The 24,221-nt window shown below is 35.3% G+C and carries 17 protein-coding genes; 15 read left to right on the plus strand and 2 right to left on the minus strand.

The window, feature by feature from the left end; genetic code table 11:
* Nucleotides 1-42: 42 nt before the first annotated feature.
* The 8 genes from ES677_RS08850 to ES677_RS08885 all read left to right on the plus strand — a co-directional run bounded on the left by ES677_RS08850 (nucleotide 43) and on the right by ES677_RS08885 (nucleotide 12,045).
* Entirely contained in the window at nucleotides 43-942 is a 900-nt protein-coding gene (locus ES677_RS08850; protein WP_148368514.1) for a DMT family transporter, read from the plus strand.
* Between the two features lie 143 nt (nucleotides 943-1,085).
* Nucleotides 1,086-1,571: a GbsR/MarR family transcriptional regulator gene (locus tag ES677_RS08855; protein WP_148368513.1), complete on the plus strand. Its 486-nt coding sequence runs from the start codon at nucleotides 1,086-1,088 to the stop codon at nucleotides 1,569-1,571.
* An 11-nt stretch (nucleotides 1,572-1,582) separates the two neighbouring features.
* Nucleotides 1,583-2,710 (plus strand): efflux RND transporter periplasmic adaptor subunit, encoded by a 1,128-nt coding sequence (locus tag ES677_RS08860; RefSeq protein ID WP_148381049.1) that lies wholly within the window; start codon nucleotides 1,583-1,585, stop codon nucleotides 2,708-2,710.
* Between the two features lie 24 nt (nucleotides 2,711-2,734).
* The gene (locus tag ES677_RS08865) at nucleotides 2,735-5,875 is read left to right on the plus strand and encodes an efflux RND transporter permease subunit (protein ID WP_148381050.1); all 3,141 of its coding nucleotides are present in this window, start codon (nucleotides 2,735-2,737) and stop codon (nucleotides 5,873-5,875) included.
* A 19-nt stretch (nucleotides 5,876-5,894) separates the two neighbouring features.
* Nucleotides 5,895-7,295 carry an efflux transporter outer membrane subunit gene (locus tag ES677_RS08870; protein ID WP_170235056.1) on the plus strand — a complete coding sequence of 467 codons (1,401 nt, stop codon included), beginning with the start codon at nucleotides 5,895-5,897 and terminating at the stop codon, nucleotides 7,293-7,295.
* Nucleotides 7,296-7,425: 130 nt separating this feature from the next.
* Nucleotides 7,426-8,541 (plus strand): mechanosensitive ion channel family protein, encoded by a 1,116-nt coding sequence (locus ES677_RS08875; RefSeq protein ID WP_148368510.1) that lies wholly within the window; start codon nucleotides 7,426-7,428, stop codon nucleotides 8,539-8,541.
* 107 nt (nucleotides 8,542-8,648) lie between these two features.
* Entirely contained in the window at nucleotides 8,649-9,509 is an 861-nt protein-coding gene (locus tag ES677_RS08880) for an acyl-CoA thioesterase (RefSeq protein ID WP_148368509.1), read from the plus strand.
* 151 nt (nucleotides 9,510-9,660) lie between these two features.
* A complete protein-coding gene (locus ES677_RS08885) occupies nucleotides 9,661-12,045 on the plus strand; it encodes a GAF domain-containing protein (RefSeq protein ID WP_148381051.1) in 2,385 nt (794 codons plus the stop codon).
* On the opposite strand, the gene ES677_RS08890 is transcribed toward ES677_RS08885, so the two are convergent.
* On the minus strand, nucleotides 12,042-13,313 hold the full coding sequence (locus tag ES677_RS08890) for a Pycsar system effector family protein (protein ID WP_148381052.1): 1,272 nt from the start codon (nucleotides 13,311-13,313) through the stop codon (nucleotides 12,042-12,044). The two genes, ES677_RS08885 and ES677_RS08890, sit on opposite strands and share 4 nt — an antisense overlap.
* A 55-nt stretch (nucleotides 13,314-13,368) precedes the next feature.
* Between ES677_RS08890 and ES677_RS08895 the strand changes: the two genes are divergently transcribed.
* The 3 genes from ES677_RS08895 (at nucleotide 13,369) to ES677_RS08905 (ending at nucleotide 19,155) form a co-directional block, all read left to right on the plus strand.
* Nucleotides 13,369-17,079, plus strand: a complete 3,711-nt coding sequence (locus ES677_RS08895) for a metallophosphoesterase (protein ID WP_148368506.1) — start codon at nucleotides 13,369-13,371, stop codon at nucleotides 17,077-17,079.
* A gap of 187 nt (nucleotides 17,080-17,266) precedes the next feature.
* Entirely contained in the window at nucleotides 17,267-17,953 is a 687-nt protein-coding gene (locus ES677_RS08900) for a glycerophosphodiester phosphodiesterase (protein WP_148381053.1), read from the plus strand.
* Nucleotides 17,950-19,155, plus strand: coding sequence for a BaiN/RdsA family NAD(P)/FAD-dependent oxidoreductase (locus ES677_RS08905; RefSeq protein WP_148381054.1), 1,206 nt, complete (start codon nucleotides 17,950-17,952; stop codon nucleotides 19,153-19,155). The genes ES677_RS08900 and ES677_RS08905 overlap by 4 nt, the downstream gene beginning before the upstream one ends.
* A gap of 344 nt (nucleotides 19,156-19,499) precedes the next feature.
* On the opposite strand, the gene ES677_RS08910 is transcribed toward ES677_RS08905, so the two are convergent.
* Nucleotides 19,500-20,054 (minus strand): TetR/AcrR family transcriptional regulator, encoded by a 555-nt coding sequence (locus ES677_RS08910; RefSeq protein ID WP_148381055.1) that lies wholly within the window; start codon nucleotides 20,052-20,054, stop codon nucleotides 19,500-19,502.
* Between the two features lie 229 nt (nucleotides 20,055-20,283).
* Here ES677_RS08910 and mvaD point away from each other — a divergent pair, with 229 nt between their 5' ends.
* The 4 genes from mvaD (at nucleotide 20,284) to ES677_RS08930 (ending at nucleotide 24,201) form a co-directional block, all read left to right on the plus strand.
* Nucleotides 20,284-21,366: a diphosphomevalonate decarboxylase gene (gene mvaD, locus ES677_RS08915; protein ID WP_148381056.1), complete on the plus strand. Its 1,083-nt coding sequence runs from the start codon at nucleotides 20,284-20,286 to the stop codon at nucleotides 21,364-21,366.
* A gap of 29 nt (nucleotides 21,367-21,395) precedes the next feature.
* Complete coding sequence (locus ES677_RS08920; protein ID WP_148368501.1) at nucleotides 21,396-22,325, plus strand: mevalonate kinase family protein; 930 nt, start codon at nucleotides 21,396-21,398, stop codon at nucleotides 22,323-22,325.
* Nucleotides 22,326-22,334: 9 nt separating this feature from the next.
* The gene (locus ES677_RS08925; protein WP_148368500.1) at nucleotides 22,335-23,240 is read left to right on the plus strand and encodes a geranylgeranylglycerol-phosphate geranylgeranyltransferase; all 906 of its coding nucleotides are present in this window, start codon (nucleotides 22,335-22,337) and stop codon (nucleotides 23,238-23,240) included.
* A 64-nt stretch (nucleotides 23,241-23,304) separates the two neighbouring features.
* Nucleotides 23,305-24,201, plus strand: coding sequence for a pseudouridine synthase (locus tag ES677_RS08930; protein WP_148381057.1), 897 nt, complete (start codon nucleotides 23,305-23,307; stop codon nucleotides 24,199-24,201).
* Nucleotides 24,202-24,221: the final 20 nt, after the last annotated feature.

The raw sequence follows: 24,221 nt of genomic DNA on the forward strand, positions 1-24,221 counted from the left end.
ATTTGTAAGTCTGTTAAAACAGCTATACTTGAGAATACATTTATGGGAAAAGCATTCGAAAATCGCTGGTTTTTATTAATAATCATTGCACTTACTTGGGGCAGTTCGTTTATTTTAATAAAGAAATCTTTAATTGCGTTTACACCATACGAAATTGGTGCTATTCGCGTTGGCGTTTCGGGGTTAATTATGGCGGTCATTGGAGTTCCTGCATTACGCAGAATGGATAAAAACACACTGTTTTGGATTGCTACGGCTGGCTTTTTTGGTAATTTTTTACCAATGTTTTTATTTCCGTTGGCACAAACACAAGTAAGTAGTTCGCTAGCGGGTATTTTAGATTCTTTAGTGCCGGTTTTCGTACTGGTTTTAGGCTTTTTATTTTTTGGAATTCGCAGTAAAACAATACAAGTGCTTGGCGCCGTTATTGGTTTTTCGGGCGCTGCGACGTTAATGTATTTCTCAGAATCTAGTACAGCCGATTCTCAATTAGGTTACGCCTTATTGGTTGTTTTAGCTACGGCTTGTTATGGGCTGGCAGCATTAATTATAAAAGAAAAACTACAACACGTGCCTTCTATGCCGCTCTCTGGAGGCATTTTTACTATTTGGATGCTGCCTTCTTTTCTAATTTTATTAGGAACGGGCTTTTTTACCCGTTTCCAAATTACCCCAGAATCGACTGAGGCAATGGGTTACTTAGCGATACTTACCGTTCTAGGTACTGCCGTTGCAATGCTGTTATATTACAAGCTTATTCAGAATACATCGCCAGTATTTGCCAGCACAGTAACCTACTTGTTACCTATAGTTGCTGTTATTTGGGGGTTAATAGATGGTGAGGAATTCTCTTTGTGGTATGTTTTCGGGGGGATATTAATCTTAATAGGTATCTATTTAATTCGAGAACAGAAGAAGGAACCGCGGCTCGTACCGAGATAATCGTAGTATTATTAGGTACTCCTTTTTTTGAAAGAAAAGTATAGTTAAAAGTCTGGAATAAAATATAACACAATTTTAAACACTATTAGTTCGTATTGTTACGAACTAATAGTATATTTGCATTTCAAATAAAGAATTGCATTATGAAAAAAGTGTTAAATAAAGACGATTTACTAACCGAAGAGGTTGGTTTATTAATTGAAAAGCGCTTGCATCTTACACCATTAGCAGCTAGAATTTATACCACTTTACTTTTATCGTCAGAAGAAGGGTTAACCTTCGAAGATATTATTAGAGTACATCAAGCCAGTAAAAGTTCGGTGTCCAATAATCTTAAGATTTTGGTAAATCTTCATTACGTAGCGTATTATACCAAATTTGGCGAACGCAAACGCTATTTCCGAATGTCTGAGTTTTATGTAAAAACAGCAATGGAAAGACATACAGAGTTGTTTGAACAAGAGTTATACATCATTAATAAAGTTACAGCGTACAACAAAATAAATAATCCTAAGAAATTTAAAAAAGAAGAATCATTAGTTAGAATATATCAAGAGTATTTAGCGCATTTACGCGATGGATATTTAAAGAAAATAAAAGAAATAGAACAGTATAAAAATCAATTGTAGATTATAAAATTATGAAAACACTCTTTAAAAATTCAATCCCACTTATAGCTTTATTGTTAGTGATGTCCTGTGGGAAGGATGCTGCAAAAGGCGGTGCTGCTGCATCAAGACCAGCACTGTCGTTACCGGTCGTAAAATTGCCGTTGCAAACCGTGACCACTTATAAATCCTACCCCACAAGTATTGAGGGGCTTACAAATAGTGAAGTGCGTGCAAAAATATCAGGATATATCACCGGCGTTTTCGTAGACGAAGGTCAGAAAGTAAAAAAAGGACAGCTGCTTTTTAAGTTAGAAACACAATCTATGAACCAAGACGCTGCTGCAGCAAAAGCGAATGTAAATGCGGCCCAGGTAGAGGTAGAAAAGTTAAAACCTTTGGTAGCAAAAAATATTATTAGTGCAGTACAATTAGAAACGGCAAAGGCAAAGTTAGCACAAGCAAAAAGCGGCTATAGTGGTATTGCAGCAACTATTAGTTATGGTACTATAAAAAGCCCGGTAGATGGTTATGTAGGTAGCGTTAGATTGCGAAAAGGGTCTTTGGTCAGTCCAAATGATCAACAACCGTTAACTACGGTGTCTGATGTTAGTAATGTTTACGCTTATTACTCTATGAATGAGAAAGCGTATTTAAATTTTCTTCAAAGTGCTGAAGGCGCCTCTAAAGCTGATAAAATAAAGAACTTTCCAAAAGTGACTTTAATCTTGGCGAATGGATATGAATATGATCAAAAAGGAACGATAGAAACCATAAACTCTCAAATTAATCCCAATTCAGGAACTATTTCTTTCCGTGCTCTATTTAAAAATGACAATGGATTATTAACCAATGGTAATAGCGGAATTATTAAAGTGCCCACCGTCTTTGAAGATGTCGTCGTGGTACCGCAAGAGGCTACTTTCGAACAACAAGAAGGCATTTTTGTGTATAAAGTTGAAGATGATAATACGGCTACAGCGCAAGCGATTACTATTAAAGCAAAAGCGGGTAGTTTATACATTGTAGACTCTGGGATTAAAGCAAATGAAACCATAGTTGTTAAAGGTATTGGTAAGCTAAGAAGTGGTATGCCTATACAGCCAAAAATGGTGAATTTTGACAGCATAGCAAAACCCATCACAAAAGAGTTTCAATAATTCATTATAAAAAAAGTAGAAATAATGTTAAAAACATTTATAACACGACCGGTACTTTCGGCGGTAGTTTCCATTCTTATTTTAATTTTGGGGGTGCTAGGGCTAACCTCTCTATCGGTAACGCAATATCCAGATATAGCACCGCCAACCATAAAAGTAACAGCTGCTTATCCAGGCGCAACGGCGGCGACGATTTTAGAGAGTGTTATTGTTCCTATCGAAGAACAAATTAATGGGGTTGAAGGGATGACGTATATTACGTCTACGGCAACAAATAACGGTACCGCCGAAATTACGGTATATTTTGGTCAAGATGTCGATCCAGATATTGCGGCGGTAAACGTGCAGAACCGTGTTGCTAGGGCAAACCCATTATTACCACAAGCGGTAAGACAGACAGGAGTTTTAACCGAAAAGCAACAAACTAGTGCTTTAATGTTCCTTAGTTTTTATAGTTCCTCTAAAGATTATGACGACGTATTCTTACAAAATTACTTGAAAATTAATGTCGTTCCTGCCTTTCAAAGGGTAAACGGTGTCGGAAATGTTAACGTATTTGGTAGTAAAGATTATGCGATGCGTATTTGGTTACAGCCAAATAAAATGGCCGCTTATGGTTTAGCACCTTCAGACGTTTCTAAGGCTTTAAACGAGCAAAGTCAGGAGGCGGCAGCGGGTACAATTGGTGAAAATAATGGGGAAGCTTTCTCTTATGTAATTAGTTACGACGGTCGTTTTAGAACCGAAGCGCAATACGAAAACGTTATTATTAAAGCACTTGGTAACGGCGAATATTTACGCTTAAAAGATGTAGCAAAAGTTGAACTTGATGCACAATCGTATGCTACAACGGCTCAAACCGATGGTAACCCGAGTGTGGCATTAGCGATTTATCAAACAAAAGGATCGGATGCTCAAGAAATTATTGAAAACGTTAAATTAGAATTAGCACACTTAAAAACAAATTTTCCAGAAGGAATCGATGTTGTTATTCCTTACGATACCAATGAGTTTTTAAATGCTTCAGTCGAAAAAGTAACACACACATTAATAGAAGCTTTTATTCTGGTATTTATTGTAGTATTTCTCTTTTTACAAGATTTTAGATCGACTCTTATCCCTGCAATTGCGGTACCAGTGTCTATTGTAGGTACGTTTTTCTTCTTAAACTTATTTGGATATTCCATTAACTTATTAACCTTATTCGCCTTGGTGTTGGCGATTGGTATTGTAGTGGATGATGCCATTGTGGTTGTAGAAGCCGTTCACGCAAAAATTGACGAGGGCGCAAAAGATATTCAAAAGGCTACTATTACGGCAATGAGTGAAATTTCTGGTGCTATTGTATCTATTACTTTAGTAATGGCCGCAGTTTTTGTGCCAGTAACTTTTATTACTGGACCAACGGGAGTGTTTTACGAGCAGTTTGGAGTCACGCTTATTGTCGCCATTTTAATTTCAGCAGTAAATGCTTTAACGTTAAGTCCGGCGTTATGTGCGCTATTATTAAAACCACATGGAGAAGAAGAAAAGAAAGGTTTTATGCAGCGTTTTTACTCTGCGTTTAATAAAGGGTTTGATGTAACGGTAAAACGTTACGGTCAGTCTTTAGGATTTCTCTTTAGACACAAATGGATTACAGGTGCTATTTTAATAGCGTCAGTAATCGGTATTTTATGGGCTGTAAAAACAACGCCAAGCGGCTTTGTTCCAGATGAAGACAGAGGATTAGTATTTATTAATATGGAATTGCCTCCGGGCGCTTCCATTGATAGAACTGCCGAAGTAAATAATCTATTATACCAAAAGGTGAAAGATATTCCAGGAGTAGAAAGTGTAACCACTATTAACGGTATTAGTTTAATTAACGGTGCGGGTAATAACTACGGATTAGGGTTTATAAAACTGAAGAACTGGAGTGAGCGTACCGAAGATAATGAGTCTGTTCAAGCCATAACGAGAACTTTATTTGGTATTGCCTCAACCATTCCTGAAGCAAATATTATCTTTTTCTCACCACCAAGTATTCCCGGTTTTGGTACATCTTCTGGTGTGGAAGTTAACTTACTAGACAAGTCTGGTGGTAACTTTTCCGGATTAGATAAAGTGAATAAAGAATTTATTGCCAGTTTAATGCAGCGTCCAGAATTTCAATACGCGCAATCGTCGTTCAGTACAAAATATCCACAATATAAGCTGGATATTAATATGGAGCTAGCGAAAAATAACGGCGTTGATATCAATAGTATTTTTAATACGCTTCAAGGGTATATTGGTGGTATATATACTGCCGATTTCTCAAGGTTTGGAAAACAATATAGAGTGTATGTGCAATCATTGCCTTCAGAGCGTTCTAAGGTTCAGGATTTAAGTAATATGTTTGTAAAAACAAGTTCGGGAGAGATGGCGCCAATAACACAATTTGTATCGTTAGAGCGTGTCTTTGGTCCGCAATCGGTAACGCGTTTCAACCTGTTTAATTCAACAAAAATTACTGGTGCAACAAATCCAGGATTTAGTACAGGAGATGCTATTGCTGCTGTAGAAGAGGTGTCGCAGTCGCTGCCAAGTAACTTTAGTACGGCGTATTCTGGATTAACACGAGAGGAACAAAATGCAGGAAACCAAACCACGGTTATTTTAATATTAGTAATTGTGTTTGTGTATTTTATTTTAAGTGCGCAATACGAAAGTTTTATCCTACCATTCTCTGTAATCTTATCATTACCATTAGGGATATTTGGAGCTTTTATAACGACTAAAGTCGCTGGGCTAGAAAATAACATTTATTTCCAAATTGCTCTTATTATGTTAATTGGACTATTGGCCAAAAATGCCATATTAATCGTTGAGTTCGCGATACAACGCCGTAAAAACGGAGAGTCAATTTTCGATTCAGCTGTCGATGGTGCAAAAGCGAGGTTACGTCCTATTTTAATGACATCATTGGCCTTTATATTTGGTCTTATGCCCTTAGTTTTTGCTTCGGGTGTGGGGTCTGAAGGTAACCGTGCGATTGGTACAGGTGCCGTAGGAGGATTATTAATAGGAACCGTTTTGGGGGTATTCGTTATCCCAATTCTATATATGTTGTTTCAATGGTTACAAGAAAAAGTGGTGAAGCCAAAGGCGAAGCCAGAGCAGCAACAAGTGGACGCACATTAATACCAAACAGAATTTTAAAATGAAGAAAACAGTAGTTATAAAAGGAACTCTTGTCGTTTTTACAATGCTTACTTTACAATCTTGTTTTGTGGCCAAAGATTACAAACGACCAGAGTTAAATATTGAAGAAAATTATAGAATAGATGCTGTAGCTCAAGATACAGTCTCTATGGCAAGCGTCTCTTGGCACGAGTTGTTTACAGATCCTGTGTTAACGCATTATATAGAGAGCGGTCTAACACATAATATAGATATTAGAGTGGCGATTCAGCAAATCGTGGCGGCTGAAGCTTATGTTAAGCAAGGAAAAGCGGGCTTTTTACCAACGCTTTCCGGAAATTTAAAATACACACATCAAGAATTATCTAACAATAGTCAGTTTGGTTCTTTTTTAAGTGGCTCTCAAGATCAATATGAGGTTACAGGAAACGTGTCTTGGGAAGCCGATATTTGGGGTAAAATAAGAAGTAATAGTCGGTCGTTTAAAGCCTCTTATTTGCAAACAGTCGCCGCACATCACGCCGTAAAAACACGATTGATTTCGAATATATCGTCTACCTATTTCAGCTTGCTTGCCTTAGACGAGCAAATTGAAGTGACCGAGAGGACAATTGAGAATAGAAGCAGTAGTTTAGAAACCACAAAAGCTTTAAAAGAAGCTGGAAACGTTACTGAAGTTGGAGTGAAGCAAACGGAGGCACAGTTGTACACTGCACAAGCTATTTTGTTAGATTTAAAAACGCAAAGTCGATTGTTAGAAAATACAATGGCTATTCTTTTAGGTAAAATGCCTATGGATATTGAACGTTCCTCTTTAGAAGATCAAATTATAGACACCGAGTTGGCTACCGGAGTGCCTACGCTATTATTAAGTAATAGACCTGATGTTATGGCTGCAGAGTTTAAATTACGAAGTGCTTTCGAAATGACAAACGTTGCACGAAGTAGCTTCTATCCGTCGCTTACATTATCTGCAAATGGCGGACTGCAAAGTTTAGAATTCGATACGTTATTTAATGCAAACTCTCTTTTCGCATCTCTAGTGGGTGGTTTAACACAGCCTATTTTTAATGGTAGAAAGATAAAAACACAACACGAAGTGGCTCAAGCACAACAAGAGCAGTCAAGGCTTCTATTTAAACAGTCTATTTTGAAAGCGAGTAAAGAAGTCTCAGATGCTATGTATTCGTATCAAAATGCAGTAGATAAGATTGAAATTAAACAAAAAGAGTTCGATGCATACGACTTAGCGACTAACTATTCAGATGAATTACTTAAAAATGGCTTAGTAAATTATTTAGAAGTTTTAAGTTCTCGTGAAAATGCTTTAAATTCAAAACTAGATTTAATCAATGCAAGAAATAATAAATTACAGTCTATAGTCTATTTATACACAGCTTTAGGAGGCGGCTGGAAATAAAACTTATACACAGTAAAAAAAAAGAGCTTGCATTAATTTGTAGGCTCTTTTTTGTGGAATAAAGTTGTAAGAACCACTTAACTTAGCCGTGAGATTAGAGCGGTTTAATAAAAATAACGAATACATAATAATGAGAGAATTAATAGAGCTATTTAAAACCAATATTATCGCTATAATTGGCATTATTGTTAGCGTGATTACGCTGTGCGTTATAACGAACGTATTGCATAAATGGTCGGTAAAAAAGGAAAAAGAACGCTTTCCCGGCGAAACGGAACGCCCGTTTATTTTTATAAAACATATTCTTAATACCCTTTGGATTGTGCTTGGCGTCTTGGCATTAAGTCTCGTTTTTATGGGTGATGATTACTATGATTATATTTTAACTAATTTTAAATTAGTGCTTTATGTAGGAATGGTTGCCGTGTTAACTATAATTGGAGGTACGCTCACCAACTTATGGTTTAAGAGAAGTATAAAAAACAAAATACTCTATAATGAGGATCCTACAGCTTTTAAGTTTATTAGGTATGTGGCGGTATTTAGTGTGTATTTTGTAGGCTTTTTATTAGTGATGTTAGTATTTCCTTCATTGCGAGGCGTGTCTCAAACAGCTCTTGGAGGGGCAGGTGTTATTGCCTTAATTGCCGGTGTGGCATCTCAAGAAGCGTTATCCAATTTAGTTGGAGGAATTTTTATTATTTCATTTAAACCTTTTAAAATAGGTGATGTTGTAAGGCTTTCGGATACAATGGTAGGTACGGTTACCGATATAACGTTGCGACATACTATTATAAGAAATTATGAAAATAAAATGATTGTTATTCCCAACGCTATAATTAATAAAGAAAAACTAATTAATTACGATTTAGGCGAGCTTAAATGCTGCGAGCATATTGAAATTGGTATTTCTTACGATAGTGATATCGATTTAGCCAAAAAAATACTGCAAGAAGAATGTGGGAATCATCCGTTAATTTTTGATAATAGAACACTTTTAGATAAGAAGGAGGACAAACCTGTAATTAGAGTGGCCTTAACTAAATTAAACGATTCGTCGATGACCATTAGAGCTTGGGCGTGGGCGAGTACCTATACCGATTCGTTTAATTTAAAGTGCGATGTGCTGGAAAGTGTTAAAAAACGCTTTGATTTAGAAGGAATAGAAATACCATTTCCATACCGGACTATTGTGATGAAGACTACCGCCGACAAATCTACTGATGCACTTAACAAAGAACAATAATATCAGTTGGTCTAAATCGAAGTTGTTATTAAACTGAAATTAAAATTATACATTTTTGTTTACTAAACCTTCTTTTAAGACCTTAGCACGGAAAAATAACAAAGCCTATGAATTCATTACCCGAGTTATTAGAACTTTTAAATCTTAAAAAAGATAGTAATAACGACTATTTAGGCGTAAGCCAAACGGTGGGAAGTCCCAATGTTTTTGGAGGTCAAGTAATAGCTCAAGCATTAAATGCCGCTATCGATACCGTCGAGCACAGGCATTTACATTCGTTACACGCTTATTTTTTAGAAGCTGGCGATTTAACAGTTCCTATTAAATACACCGTAGACCGTGTTAGAGATGGTGGCAGTTTTTCTACGCGTCGCGTTACGGCTATTCAGCATGGTAAAACTATTTTTATAATGGCTCTTTCTTTTCATAAAACCGAATCGGGTTACAATCATCAAATAGAGATGAAAAGTAATATCAAGCAACCGGAAGACCTGTTAAGTTGGAATGAATTATTGAAGCAGTACGGTAGTTATATGCCCAATAAAACCCGAGAGTTTCTTGAAGTGGTTCGCCCCATAGAATTTAAACCTACCGTGTTATTAAATCCATTAGAGAAAAAAGATTTACCACCTTACAACGATGTATGGTTTAAACTAAAAGGAGAGGTTACCAATCTCGATTACGCCACAAAGCAGCAAATTCTCGCTTATATTTCCGATTATAGTGTGTTAACGACAGCTATAAACCCGCACGCCAGTAAGGCGCATTTTGGAAACACGCAAATGGCAAGTTTAGATCATTCTATGTGGTTTTTTAGAGATTTCGATTTTAGCGATTGGTTACTCTTTTCTATAGAGTCACCGAGTGCCTCCAATGCTAGAGCGTTTACGAAAGGGAATATTTTTACTAGAGAGGGCACATTAGTCGCGTCTGTAGCGCAGGAGGGATTAATGCGACCTAAAAGCTAAACGAAGGTTCGACACCGTGATTTTAAGCGTGTTTTTTGGAGCTTAGTGTTATGTGTTAAACAAATTCCGACAAAGGCATACCCTTGAATTTTCTAAACAAGATGGGGCTGATAAAAAATTATACTTAAAATAGTAGTAACTTTACTTTTAGATGAAAGATTTAAACGACAATATAACGTTACCTTTTTTGTTAAAAATTAGTTTTAACAAATTGCTAGAACATTATGAAGAATTAGCAGAAAGTAAGGACTATCACATTGCTGAAAACGCTAAACGCGTTTTAAGAAAACAACAACCATATCCTATATTAAGAGAAGGTTTTACCGATGTGAGCTTACTAAAAACACATCAAAAAGAGGTGCGTGTTATTCTTCAGGAATCTTTTAGTGAAGTGCTTACAAATAACGAGATAAAAACAGCGTCTTTACCGATGCATAATTTTATTTTTAATGCCTCCAATCGATTTAAAAAAATTGTTGAAGATGCCGGAGATGATTTTAAGTTGAATGTAAAAAACAACCCTGAAAACGACAATTATATTTTAGCGTGTGTTATCATTTTAAAAATATATTATCACTATGAGATTAATTTTAAACGTCCGTTGTACTACGAAATTCCTGATCGAAATGGAGTTTTAAGAATTTATAAAATTTTATATAATGCCGATTTTGCTGAAATACTAAAAACAGACAGCGCACCACCATTAACTCAAACCGATTTTGATGAACTCCTTGATAATTTTGATGATATCTCGCTTTGGAAAGAAAAGTTTCCCATACAAAGTTACATCTTCAAAGGGTTTGTGATTTCTAATATTTTTGATGTTACGGAAGACCAATCCATTTCGAATATTAAATCGACTTTAATTGGTGCCAATAAAAGAAGAAGCAACAGTTTTATGGGCGATTTTCAGTCTATTTTCAGATTGCTTTTTAATATGAATAATCTAAACGTAGGCTTTTCAATATATAATAAAGAAGATGGCTTTTTAACTCAAGTGTACGACTCTAGCGTTAGTAGTTATCTTTTAAAATCTAATAAAAAGGTAGATTGCGAAACCATATTCTGTCATCATTCATTCAATGCATTATTAAAAGACAAGACCTATTATTCAATTTCAGATGTTGATGCTGCCTACGAAAAATCTGAAGGTAAAGCACCGCAAATTTCAAGTTTAAAATCTCAAGGTATTAAAAGTGCTATTTTCGCACCCATCGCCGATGGCGAAGAACTGTTGGGGGTTTTAGAGCTTGTCTCACCAGAGCCTAAGGTTTTAAATAGTATTTCGGCTAATAAACTTATCGATGTGATGCCGTTTATTTTATCGGCGGTAAAACGCTCTAAGTTAGATGAGGAAAATTTAATTCAAGCCATTATTCAGCGAGAATGTACAGGGATACACCCTAGTGTACAATGGAAATTTGAAGAAGCGGCAAGACAATTCATAATTGATGGTTATGCAAAAAAAGAGAACGCCGTTTTTAAAACCATAAGGTTTAAACAGGTATATCCTTTGTATGGCCAGATTGATGTAAAAGGCTCGTCTGGAGCTAGAAATTTGGCGACACAAAAAGATTTATCGCTTCAATTAACTTTAGTTAAGAATGTAATTGAAAAAGCCAATGCCGTAGAAAGTCTTCCCATTTATAAACAGTTGCTATTTCAAGTTAAGGGATACAAAAAACAATTAAAAAGTAATTTTAAAGTCGATACAGAGCAAGAGGTAACTGATTTCTTTAACAATGATATAGCGCCATTATTCCGTTTTCAATTAAAAAACAATGAGAGTTTGAAGGACGATGTTGCCGATTATTTTAGTAAAATAGATTACGGCTTAGGGCTTATTTATTATTACCGAAAAAGCTACGATGATACCGTTATGCTAATTAATAAGAATATGTCTTCTATTATCGATAAAAAGCAAGTAGAAGCCCAAAAAATGTATCCTCATTATTTTGAGCGTTTTAAAACGGATGGGGTAGAACACAATATGTATATTGGCGAATCCATTACCAAAACCGATTCTTTTAACGAAATTTATTTAAAGAATTTAAGGCTTTGGCAGTTGCAAGTGATGTGCGAAATGGAAAATGCCTTCTACAACAAGAAACATAAATATCCAATTGCCTTAGATGTGGCTTCAATGGTTTTAGTATTTAATCAGCCCTTGTCTATACGTTTTAGAGCCGATGAACGCCAGTTTGATGTCGATGGTACGTACAATGCGCGTTACGAGGTCGTAAAAAAACGAGTGGATAAAGCAAATATAAAAGGCACAGACATTCGTGCGACCCAAAAAGGTAAATTAACCATTGTATATTCTACAAAAGATGTAGAACATGAGTATTTAGAATATATAAAATTTTTACAGTCTAAGACTATTTTAGATACGGAACTAGAAATAGTAGAGCTCGAAGATTTACAAGGCGTTACAGGTTTAAAAGCCATACGTGTAAATATTCTATACAGTACTACAACTGCAAATGATAAAATATTTTATACGTACGACGATCTTATGAAAGAGATTTCAGCTTAACTCCAATAGTAACCTTTAGTTGTAGAATCTTTAGAAATAATTAGTGCCGAACCTTGCTCTGGTTTTAAAACATCTTGAATGCGTTTGCCCGGATTTCCTTGTACGGCAATGCCAAAAGCGATGAGCGACACAATAATGCCGACCATAAATACCGTATAGGTAATTCGCAGTAAACGGTATTTTCTATCTAAGACTTTTCCTAAGAAATATAAATCTTTAGTCAGTGAGGTATACACATAATTTTTGTCCTTAAGTAATTCGGAGATGGCCCATTCAAATTCTTTCAATCCCATTTTATGAAAATTACCGAAAAAGGTGAGGTTTACATCTTGATTTTCAACATCTTCTTTTGTGAACTCTCCACTTGTTACATTGGGGCGTGTTGCAATAATAGAAAGTATCATAGACGTTACACTAAACAAGGTAAAAATTACGGTGGGAATCGTTAAGTAGGGATTAGAGTCTAATTTTGAAATTAAATTAGCCAATACCACCGAAATAATAATGGCATTTACCGAAAGTAATATATTGGCTTTTGTATCAGCAATATCACTTAATTTAATATGGTTTCTTAAAGCTACGCGATAAAACGTTTGTATACCACGCTCCGGACTTTCATTTTTAAATTGTGCTTTATATTTAGCTTTTAGTTTTTCTTTGTCTGCTTTGCGCTTTTTTTTGTTTTTTGCTTCTAATAAATCAATTAGATTTTTATTCTTTTTAGGCGCCCAATTTCTTATAGCATAATCCGAATAATAACGGTGATTTTTAGAAAGCACCTCTATATTTTCATCAAGCCATTCGCTAGGGCTATATTTTTTTACGTTTTGTAATTCGAGTTCTTTTCTTAAAAATTCGCTAGCTTCTAGAAAATAATCTTTTCCAAAATGAGAAGCATCGGCATCTCTTATTATCTCTTCTAATTTTGTTTTTGGAGAATCTTTAAATTTAGTGGCCATTATGCACTTGCTAACGGCTTCAATAGTTTCGCTATTGACATCTTGAGATTTCAGATAATTGGTCGCTATTTTAACGCTTTCTTCTTCGTGCCCTTCACGTGTTTTTGTGTAGCCACAGTCGTGTAGTAAGGCTGCGAGCTTTAAAATCTCGGTGTCCTTAACATTTATTTCAGAATTTTCAATTATTTCTTTCGTACTTTTAAAGACACGATGCGTATGTGAGAAATTATGATAAACAAAAGTATTTGGTAGTTCTTTTTTAAAAAGTTCTAATACAAATTTTTCTGTATTTTCAATTAGTGTCGACATATATAATTATTAAATTTAAACCAAAGTACTAAAAAAAGAAAACTAAAAATATAATATGGTAAAAAATAACTTTATTCTAACATTTCTCTCTTTAGCGGTTCTTTCAGGTTGTGCTACTTTAAAGGTGAAATATAAAAACGACGAAAATAAAAACGTCCAACTTCCTAGTAAAGAAATTCAAAATGCTTTTTATCTTATTGGTGATGCAGGTAAATCTCCAATTGGCGGAATGTCTCTTGGGCTACAAGCTTTTAAAAAACAGATAGAGAATAAAGACACTAAAGACGATTACGTTTTGTTTTTAGGCGATAATATTTACCCAGATGGTTTCGACCAAACAAAAAAATACAAAGAAGAAAATGCCGAAAATGCTATAAATGCACAAGCAAAAGCGATTGAGGATTTTAAAGGCACTAAAATTTTTATTCCTGGAAATCACGATTGGTATGCCGGTGGCGTTGCGGGGTTAAAAAAAGAAGAAAAGTATGTGGAAAAGAGCGTTGGAAAAGATGCTTTTCAACCGGAAAATGGTTGTCCGTTGGAGAGTATAGAGGTTAACGAAGACGTGCAACTTATTGTTATAGATACGCAATGGTACTTAGAAAACTGGAATCGGAATCCAACTATTAACGACGAGTGCGAGATAAAAACTAGAGAACGTTTCTTTCAAGAGTTAGAAGGCGAACTTAAAAAAGCACAAAATAAACGGGTTGTTTTTGCAATGCACCACCCTATGTATACCAATGGTATTCACGGGGGCTACTACGGCGCTAGAAAGCATTTGTTTCCTACACAAAGTAATTTTCCTTTACCCATTTTATCCTCGTTAATAACTCAGGTGCGCACCCAAGGAGGAGTGTCTATTCAAGACCGTTTTAACGAACGTTATAACGAGCTAATGAATAGAATTGAAACAATGGCTTTAGAGTATAATAATATTGTTTTTGCTTCGGGTCACGAGCACAATTTACAATACATAGAAAATGAGGGCATTAAACAAGTGGTTTCTGGGGCAGGCTCGAAAGCATCAACTGTGGCATTGGGTAATAATGGCCTTTTTTCTTACGGTAGAGAAGGATTTGCAAAGCTTACGGTTTACAAAGACGGTAGTGTTTGGGTTTCTTTCTATAAAGAAGAAAACGGCGCGCCTGTAGGATTATTTAATAAAGAAGTGTTACCAAAATCAAGAGCTGTTTTTGATGTTGAAACCTTGCCAGATACTTTTCCTCAAACCGTTAAAACATCGGTGTATTCTACAGACGAGACTGAGAAGACGGGGTTGTATAAAGCCGTCTTGGGCGATAGATATAGAAAATTATACAGTACAAAAGTAGCGTTTCCAGTAGCCACTTTAGATACGCTTTATGGCGGATTAAATATTGTAAGAGCTGGTGGAGGGCACCAAACACGATCTTTACGGTTAGAAACTAAAGATGGGCGCCAATTAAATATGCGTGCGTTAAGAAAAAGTGCAACGCAGTATTTACAAACGGTATTATTTAAAGAAACGTATGTAGCCAATGAATTCGAGAAAACAAAGGTAGAGAACCTAGTACTCGACTTTTATACTGCGGCACACCCGTATGCCTTTTTGGTAGTTCCAGATTTATCTGATGCGGCAAAAATTTACCATACCAACCCTAAAGTGTTTTTTATTCCGAAACATAAATACATGGGTGATTACAATACCAATTATGGTGGTGAATTGTATATGATTGAAGAACGTCCGGAAAAAAATTATACCCACGAACGTAACTTTGGATATGCAGACGATATTGAAAGTACTCACGATATTATTGAAAAAGTAAGGGAAGATGAAAAGTATAAAATAGACGAAAATGCCTTTATTAGAGCGCGTTTATTCGATATGCTAATTGGAGATTGGGACCGGCACCAAGACCAATGGCGTTGGGCACAGTTCGATCAAGAAAATGGTGATAAAGTGTTTAAACCTATTCCTAGGGATAGAGATCAAGTGTTTTCAAATTTCGACGGAGCATTGCTCGATATTGTTCGTTTTTTATCGGGCGCTTCACGCCAGCTACAAGTGTATGATTCGGAGTTAAAAGATATCAAATGGATGAATAGCGCAGGAATTAAACTCGATAAAGTACTTATTCAACAATCAAATAGAGACGTTTGGATTAAGCAAGCACAGTTTCTTAAGGAAAATATTACTGACGCTGTTATAGACAAAGCTTTTACAAATATTCCAGAAGAAGCTAGAGACTCTACGTTGCTAGACGTGCAAAAGCACTTAAAAGGAAGACGGGATAATATTATAGATATTGCCGAACGTTATTCAGATTATTTAAACGAATTGGTTATTATTTCTGGAACGGATAAAGATGATTATTTCGAAATCACCAGAAGTGGAAATAAAGAAACAAACGTAAAAGTTTCGAGAATTATTGGTGGTGAAAAGGGCGAAGTAATACTGGATAGAACCTTTAATAAAAATATTACGAAAGAATTATGGATTTATGGTTTGGACGATGATGATGTTTTCGAAGTGACGGGAAAAGCAAATAATTTGATTCCTATACGCATCATTGGCGGACAAAACAATGATGTCTACAAAATTAAAAATGGAAGTCGCGTGCGTGTTTACGACCACAAATCGAAACCTAATACTATTGAAGAAAATAATGGGGCGCGTATAAATTTTACAGATATTTATAATAATAATTTATTCGATTTTAATAAAAATATCGTCCGCAATAATACCATTACACCAAACGTAGGGTATAACCCAGATGACGGCGTGTTATTGGGTATTTCGGATGTGTACACCGTTAAAGGTTTTCAACGCAATCCCTACGCGCAACAGCACCGTTTTTATGGTGGTTATTTCTTTGCCACTAGCGGCTTTAGTTTAGACTATGAGGGTGAGTATGCTAATGTGTTTGGGGAGTGGAATTTACACGTGGGAGGACAATTAACTTCCGAGAATTTTACAAATAACTTTTTTGGATACGGAAACGAAACAGAGAATCTAGACGATGATCTTGATTTGGATTACAACCGCGTAAGGAAAAGTATATATAAAGTCAGCGTTGGTGTGCTTAGAAGAGGGAGTTTTGGTAGTGATTATGGCGTGCATTTAATTGCTGAAGGTGTTGAGATCGGGACGTCATCAAATCGATTTATTGATGCTCTTATGCCGCAAGACGCTACTGGAGAGTTCTACGAAAGACGTTATTTTACTGGGCTTGAAGGAAACTATAATTATGCCAGTTTCGATAATAAAATTACACCAACACGTGGGATGACTTTTAATATTAATTCAGGTATTAAAACCGAACCAGATAACACAAAATACACGTATGGGTACTTAAACACCGACTTAGGGTTTTATAATTCTATTTCACAAAACAGAAAATTAGTTTTAAAAACAGATGTGCGATCACAACTGCGTTTTGGTGACGACCTCGTGTTTTACCAAGCGTCAAATATTGGTAGTAAAAACGGGTTAAGAGGGTATAGAGCCGAGCGTTTTACGGGTAAAAATTCGTTAGTTGGTAGTGCCGATTTGCGTTACAGTTTCAACTCTTTTAGAACAAACACCTTACCGTTGCAATTGGGAGTGTTTGTAGGTGGAGATATGGGGCGTGTATGGCTTAAAAACGACATTTCAGATAAATGGCATAACGATTACGGCGGTGGTTTTTGGGTGTCTGCAGCAGATTCTGTTCAGGGTACTTTCAACTTCTTTAATAGTGAAGAAGGCTTACGCTTCTCATTTGGATTTGGTATCGCCTTCTAAAAACAAAAAATCGTAGCCTTTAAAACCTCTTTATTATTCTTACGGAATGATAAAGCGGTTTTTTTATACTTTAAAAATAAGAGTTGAAAATGGTGTTACTTATAACTTTTATCATTTTATTAATCTAACTGTTATTATAGTTTTAACTTTGAAAAACCTAGAATCCTACAATTAATTTGGATGTATTATGTCAAAACTATTAAAAATCGGGCATCGTGGTGCTGCTGGTTATCTTGCCGAAAACACCATAGCGTCATTTAAAAAAGCATTAGAATGCAATGTAGATGGTATAGAACTCGATGTGCATTTGTGCGCTTCGGGTGAGTTAATTGTGTTTCACGATTTTACTTTAGATAGAAATACGAATGCTACTGGAGAGGTTTCAAAATGCACTTTAAAACAGTTACAATCGGTGGTTGTTTTCGACAAACATTATATTTCCAGTTTAACTGAAGTGTTAGATGTTATCGATAAAAAATGTATCGTCAATATTGAGTTAAAAGGTAAAAAGACTGCAGCCGAAACGGTTCGTGTCATTCAAAAATATATACACGAATATAACTGGAGCTATTCACATTTTATCGTGTCTAGTTTTCAAAAACACGAATTAGAGACCGTTTCAGAATTAGATAAAAAGATTCCGCTTGCTGTTTTAACCAAAGCTAATTTAGAGGAAGCTATTGAGTTTGCAGACACCGTCGGAGCAAAAATTATACATCCCAATTTTACATTGTTGTCTAGGAATAATGTAAAACGAGTGCAGGGTGAAGGCTACACCATTAATACATGGACGGTTAATGAACCCGAATCGATAGCGCGAATGAAATTGTACAAAGTAAATGGTATTATAGGAGATTTTCCAGATAGATTATGATTGAAAAAGATATTATTATAGTAGGTGGTGGAGCCGCTGGTTTTTTTACAGCGATAAATGCAGCAGAGAAAAATCCGCATTTAAAAATAGCCATTTTAGAGCGTGGAAAAGACGTGCTAACCAAGGTTAAAATTTCTGGTGGTGGTCGTTGTAATGTCACGCACGCCGAATTTATTCCGCAAGAATTAGTTTTAAATTATCCCAGAGGTGAAAAAGAACTGTTAGGCCCTTTTCATACTTTTATGACAGGGGATACGATAGAATGGTTTGAAAAACGAGGTGTAGAACTTAAAATTGAAGACGATGGTAGAATGTTTCCCGTTTCCGATTCTTCACAGACCATAATCGATTGTTTTTTAAATGACGTCGAAAAGTACGGTGTTGAGGTCTTAAAAAATCAACCTGTAACGACCCTTAAGCCCCTCGAGAATGGTTGGGAAATACAAACCAAACACGACGTTTACCATTGTAAGAAAGTGGTTTTAGCAACGGGTAGTAACCCTAAAATATGGAAAGTTCTCGAATATTTAGGGCATACCGTGGCTGCTCCCGTACCGTCTTTATTTACGTTTAATATTAAAGACGAACGGATAAAAAACATCCCTGGTGTTGTTGTGAAAAATGTAGAGATTACGGTGCAAAATACCGCGTTAGCGTCTAGTGGGCCTTTGTTAATTACCCATTGGGGAATGAGCGCGCCTTCTATTTTAAAATTGTCTGCTTATGGTGCTTTAGAACTAGCAAAAATGGACTATAAGTTTGCTATCTCTATTAATTTTATTGGTAAGAGTTCTCCCGATTGTATGGCGAGTTTAAAAGCCATAAAAAAGGAGCTTAATAGAAAAACAGTCTATAAATTCCCTCAGTTTGATTTGCCAAAACGTCTTTGGTATCAGTTAGTTTTAGCGGCTGATATTACCGAAGTTATGCGTTGGGCAGATTTAAACAAACAACAATTAGAAGCTTTAACGAATCAATTAACCGAAGCTGAATTTATGGTAGACGGAAAAAGCACGTTTAAAGAGGAGTTTGTAACCGCTGGTGGTTTAAATTTAAAAGAAATAGATTTTAAAACCTACGAAAGTAAATTACATCCTAATCTTTACTTTTCGGGGGAGATTTTAAATATAGATGCGGTTACTGGCGGGTTTAATTTTCAGAATGCTTGGACGGGGGCCTATATTTTAGCTCAAAACTTGTAGCGTTATAAAAAAGCGTATTGCCTAACTTCGAGGATAAATGTTTGAAAGTTTAAAAAAAATAGAGCCGATTGGTGGTGTACTATTGAAAAATTAGGATGTAAAATGTATGTCGCTAACACAGTATGAAAATCTTGTTTTTGAACGTTCACTAGGCGCAATAAGCACCATTGCTGCAGTTGTTAAATAAGCTATTTTAAGTGGTTATGGTTTGGATGTTGCTATAATGGTTAAAACAAGTTACGCCTTTACATCCATAATAAGAGAAACCCCTGCAGATAAATTACCTATTGAAAAGAGCTGTTTTAGAGCTGTGAATAGTTGTCTCTTTTTTTATTAGCACTTCTTTAAATTTTAATACAATCCCAAGACATCTTTAGCGCCTCGCGCACTTGAATATCCGACATTGGTAATTCCTTTTTAAATTTTAAACGCGCCGCAGAAATGACGGTGCCAAACGCCATCTGAACTATTAAACGTAAAGGCACGTGTTTTAGTTTTTTTTGTAAAATACCAGAAAGCATAAAATCTCTAATATTTACAAAATGCTGTACGTTTTTCAGTCGTATTTCCGGAGTTATAATTGGTGGCACTGCTACGTGTTCCATAAATTCAAAAGCAAGGGGGTTTTCTGTAAAGTAATAAAACATATTTAACCATATCGCTTCGTATTGCTTTTTAAAATCTTCATCAGGCATATTTGCTATTAGTACGACACCAAAATCCCTACAAATCATCGAGTAGATTTCTTCGATAATTTCATTTTTATTTTTAAAATAATGATAGATTGTTCCTACGGCAACATTGGCTTCCCTAGCCACTTGCGACATTGGTGTGGCGTGTACGCCTTGATCCACAACGAGTTCTAACATTGTGAGAATAATTCTTTGTTTTTTATCCATTAAAGTGGTTTTTAAAACGTAACTAGAAAAGAGGGTGCGAATCTTAAGGAGAGATTCGTAAACTAGTTAGTAAACTATTTGTTATCAATTAAAAGGACTTAAAACGCAGATAAGAGAATTAGAAATTTATACTATTTATAGCGTAAAAGCTAAGTCAGCCTTAATTATTTAGGCAATGTACTAAATTATTAAATAGAATTAAAAACTATATTTGCAAAAACGTTTTTTAATGATAGAATTAAATTTTATTTCCAATTATAGCCCAACCATTTTAAAAAAAGGAAAAGTGACGTGGGCCTCACCAAGTAATATTGCGTTAGTAAAATATTGGGGTAAAAAGGAAAATCAAATACCCGAAAATCCGTCTATTAGCTTCACTTTAGAGGCGTGTAAAACCGAAACTGAGCTTGTTTTCGAACCGAGAAACGGTACTCACGACTCATTTTCTTTTGAGGTGTTTTTTGAAGGCGAAAAAAATGAGGCGTTTAAACCAAAAATTGAAACGTTTTTTAAACGTATTAAGGATTATGTGCCGTTTTTAAAACAGTATCATTTTATTATTAATACGTCAAATACATTCCCGCATAGTTCTGGTATTGCTTCTTCTGCCTCAGGAATGAGTGCCTTAGCGTTATGCTTAATGAGTGTTGAGAAATTATTAAACCCGAAGATAACGACAACCTATTGTAGTAAAAAAGCCTCTTTTTTAGCACGTTTAGGCTCTGGTAGTGCTTGCCGAAGTATTGAGGGCGATATAGTTGTTTGGGGACAACATTCTGAAATTGAGGGAAGTTCGGATCTTTTTGGCGTAAAATATACCGAGGAGGTGCATTCTGTATTTAAAAATTATCACGACACGATTCTATTGGTAGATAAAGGTGAAAAACAAGTAAGTAGTACGGTTGGGCATAACTTAATGCACAATCATCCATTCGCTCAAAACCGATTTAAACAAGCGGTGGAGAATATAACAACAATGAAAACTATTTTAAAATCTGGAGACTTAAAAGCGTTTATAGCCTTAATGGAAAGTGAAGCCTTAACGCTGCACGCTATGATGATGGCGAGTACACCTTACTTTATTTTGATGAAACCGAATACGTTAGAAATTATTAATAAAATTTGGGAATTTAGAGCAGAAACTGGCCTTAATATAGGTTTTACTTTGGATGCAGGAGCGAATGTGCACGTACTCTTCCCTGAGAACGAGGCCGTGAAAATTAACGAATTCATTAACAAAGAGTTAGTTGCTTATTGTCAAAATGGTCATTATATTTGTGACCAAATAGGATTTGGTGCAAAACAATTGTAAATTCACTATACCAAATCTTTAGTTAGCATATGAAAGGACCTCTTTTTTACTCAAAAATCCTTCTTTTCGGAGAATACGGAATCATTAAAGATTCGAAAGGACTGTCAATACCTTATAATTTTTATAATGGCGCGCTAAAAACAGATCATAATACGTCTGAAGTTGCACTGCTTTCAAATAAAAATTTGAAACGTTTTGCAGCGTATCTTTCTACTCTTGATGCAGAATTAGTGGTTTTTGAAATTGAAGCTTTAAATGCCGATATTGAAGCAGGAATGTATTTTGATTCGTCTATTCCACAAGGCTATGGTGTGGGAAGTAGTGGTGCACTAGTGGCCGCTATTTATGATAAATATGCGATTAAAAAGATTACAGTTCTTGAGAATTTAACTCGAGAAAAATTATTGATTTTGAAAACGGTCTTTTCGGAAATGGAATCTTTTTTCCACGGAAAATCTTCAGGATTAGACCCGTTAAATAGTTACTTAAGCTTACCAATACTTATCAATTCTAAAGATAATATAGAAGCGACTGGTATTCCTACACAAAGTACGTCTGGTAAAGGTGCGGTCTTTTTAATAGATAGTGGTGTTATTGGAGAAACAGCGCCAATGGTTAGTATTTTTATGGAAAGCATGAAACAAGAAGGGTTTCGTAATATGTTAAAAAATCAGTTTATAAAACATACCGATGCGTGTGTAGACGATTTTTTAAATGGCGATATCAAGTCCTTGTTTTCTAATACAAAACAACTCTCTAAAGTGGTGTTAAACCATTTTAAACCTATGATTCCTAAGCAATTTCACGCCCTTTGGAAAAAGGGATTGGATACCAATGACTACTACTTGAAATTGTGTGGTTCTGGCGGTGGCGGTTATATTTTAGGCTTTACCGAAGACATCCAAAAAGCAAAAAATGCACTTAAAGACTACAAGTTAGAAGTGGTTTATAACTTCTAAATTTACGGTATGTTTTCTCGTAAGCATAAACACATTATAATTAAGTTTTTCAGCCTTTTTTCTGTTGTTCGTGGTTATAATATTTTAATTGTTGTCTTAGCGCAGTACTTAGCATCAGTGTATATTTTTGCACATAATATACCCGTAAAAACTGTTTTATTCGATGTTAATTTATTAATGTTGGTTTTAGCCTCTTCGGCTGTAATTGCTGGTGGTTATATTATAAACAACTTCTACGATTCAGAAAAAGATTTAATTAATAAGCCTAACAAAACACTGTTAGATAAGTTAGTCAGTCAAAATACAAAATTGTCTTTTTATTTTGTGCTCAATTTTTCGGCCATAATAATGGCAAGTTACGTGTCTTTTCGCGCTGTACTATTTTTCTCGATTTATATTTTTGCCATTTGGTTCTATTCTCATAAGCTTAAAAAGATGCCGGTAATTGGTAATCTTACTTCAGCAATATTAACAATTACACCATTCTTCGCCATTTTTACCTACTATAAAAATTTCGACACAGTAATTTTTGTTCACGCTACCTTTTTGTTTTTAATTATTTTAATTAGAGAGGTCACGAAAGACTTAGAAAATATAAAAGGCGATTTAGCTTTGGGTTACCACACTGTACCCGTTAAATATGGAGAGAAAATCGCAAAATATATTATAAGCTTTTTGGTTTTGGTAACCTTATTTCCAGGGTATTTGTTGGTTTATAAGTTTGAAGTGGGGTATATGTATTTCTACTTTAATGCGTGCCTAATGCTACTTATTATATTTCTTATTTTATTGTGGCGATCGCAATCAAAGAAGCAATACGTGATACTTCATAATGTGTTAAAGCTAATTATTGTGGCTGGCGTTATTAGTATTTTGTTAATTGACGTAGATTTAGTCTTAAATAGACTATTTTAAATAATCAGATCTTAAAATCTGTTATCAAAATTATTAAATATATCTTTGCAAAAAAAAACACAAGATGAGTAAACAAGGTGGGAATGATAAAGGAAAGGCTTCAGGTCGAGGAAGTAATACGAGTAAATCTAAAAGTTTTACAAGAGGAAAGGCCCCTTTAAATAAGAAAGCATCGACTAAACCAGTGTCAAAAACAGCGGCTAAACCAACGCCAATAGCGGCATCGAAAGCGCCATCAAAAAAAGCATCTAATCCTAGCGAAATTAGATTAAATAAATATATAGCAAATTCTGGAGTATGCTCGCGTCGTGAGGCCGATATGCATATCTCTACGGGACTGGTTTCGGTAAACGGAAAAGTAGTAATCGAAATGGGGTACAAAGTGCAATTAGACGACGAAGTGCGTTACGATGGTGCGCGAATTAACCCAGAGCCAAAAGCTTACGTGTTACTTAACAAGCCTAAGGGGTTTGCTACGACAGTAAGTGAGAATAAAGGGCGTACAGTTATGGATTTAGTAGCCAATGCAACAGCTTCGCGCGTAAAGCCTATTGGGCGTTTAGGGCGAAACTCTACTGGGTTATTGTTATTTACTAACGATGATGTCGTTATGAGTCGCTTTACAAACTCTAATAAAGGAGTGGAACGTTTATTTCAAGTTGAATTAGATAAGCCCCTAAAATTAGAGGATCTAAAAAAAATTAGAGAAGGTTTTAAAGTCGAGGGGAAATTAGTTTCAGTTGAAGAAGTTGATTATGTAGATAATAAAAACAAAAACGAAATTGGTATAAAAATTAAAAATACCGGAAATACTATTTTACATACTATTTTCGATAGCTTAAAATATGAGATTGTTAGAATTGATTGTGTTCAAATTGCACATTTAACTAAAAAAGATATTCCTAGAGGTCACTGGAAACACTTAACAATACAAGAAATAAATACATTAAAGATGATGTAAAACTCTTGCATAATACACTA

The organism is Bizionia gelidisalsuginis (assembly GCF_008086185.1).
In the GTDB taxonomy this organism is placed as follows: domain Bacteria; phylum Bacteroidota; class Bacteroidia; order Flavobacteriales; family Flavobacteriaceae; genus Bizionia; species Bizionia saleffrena.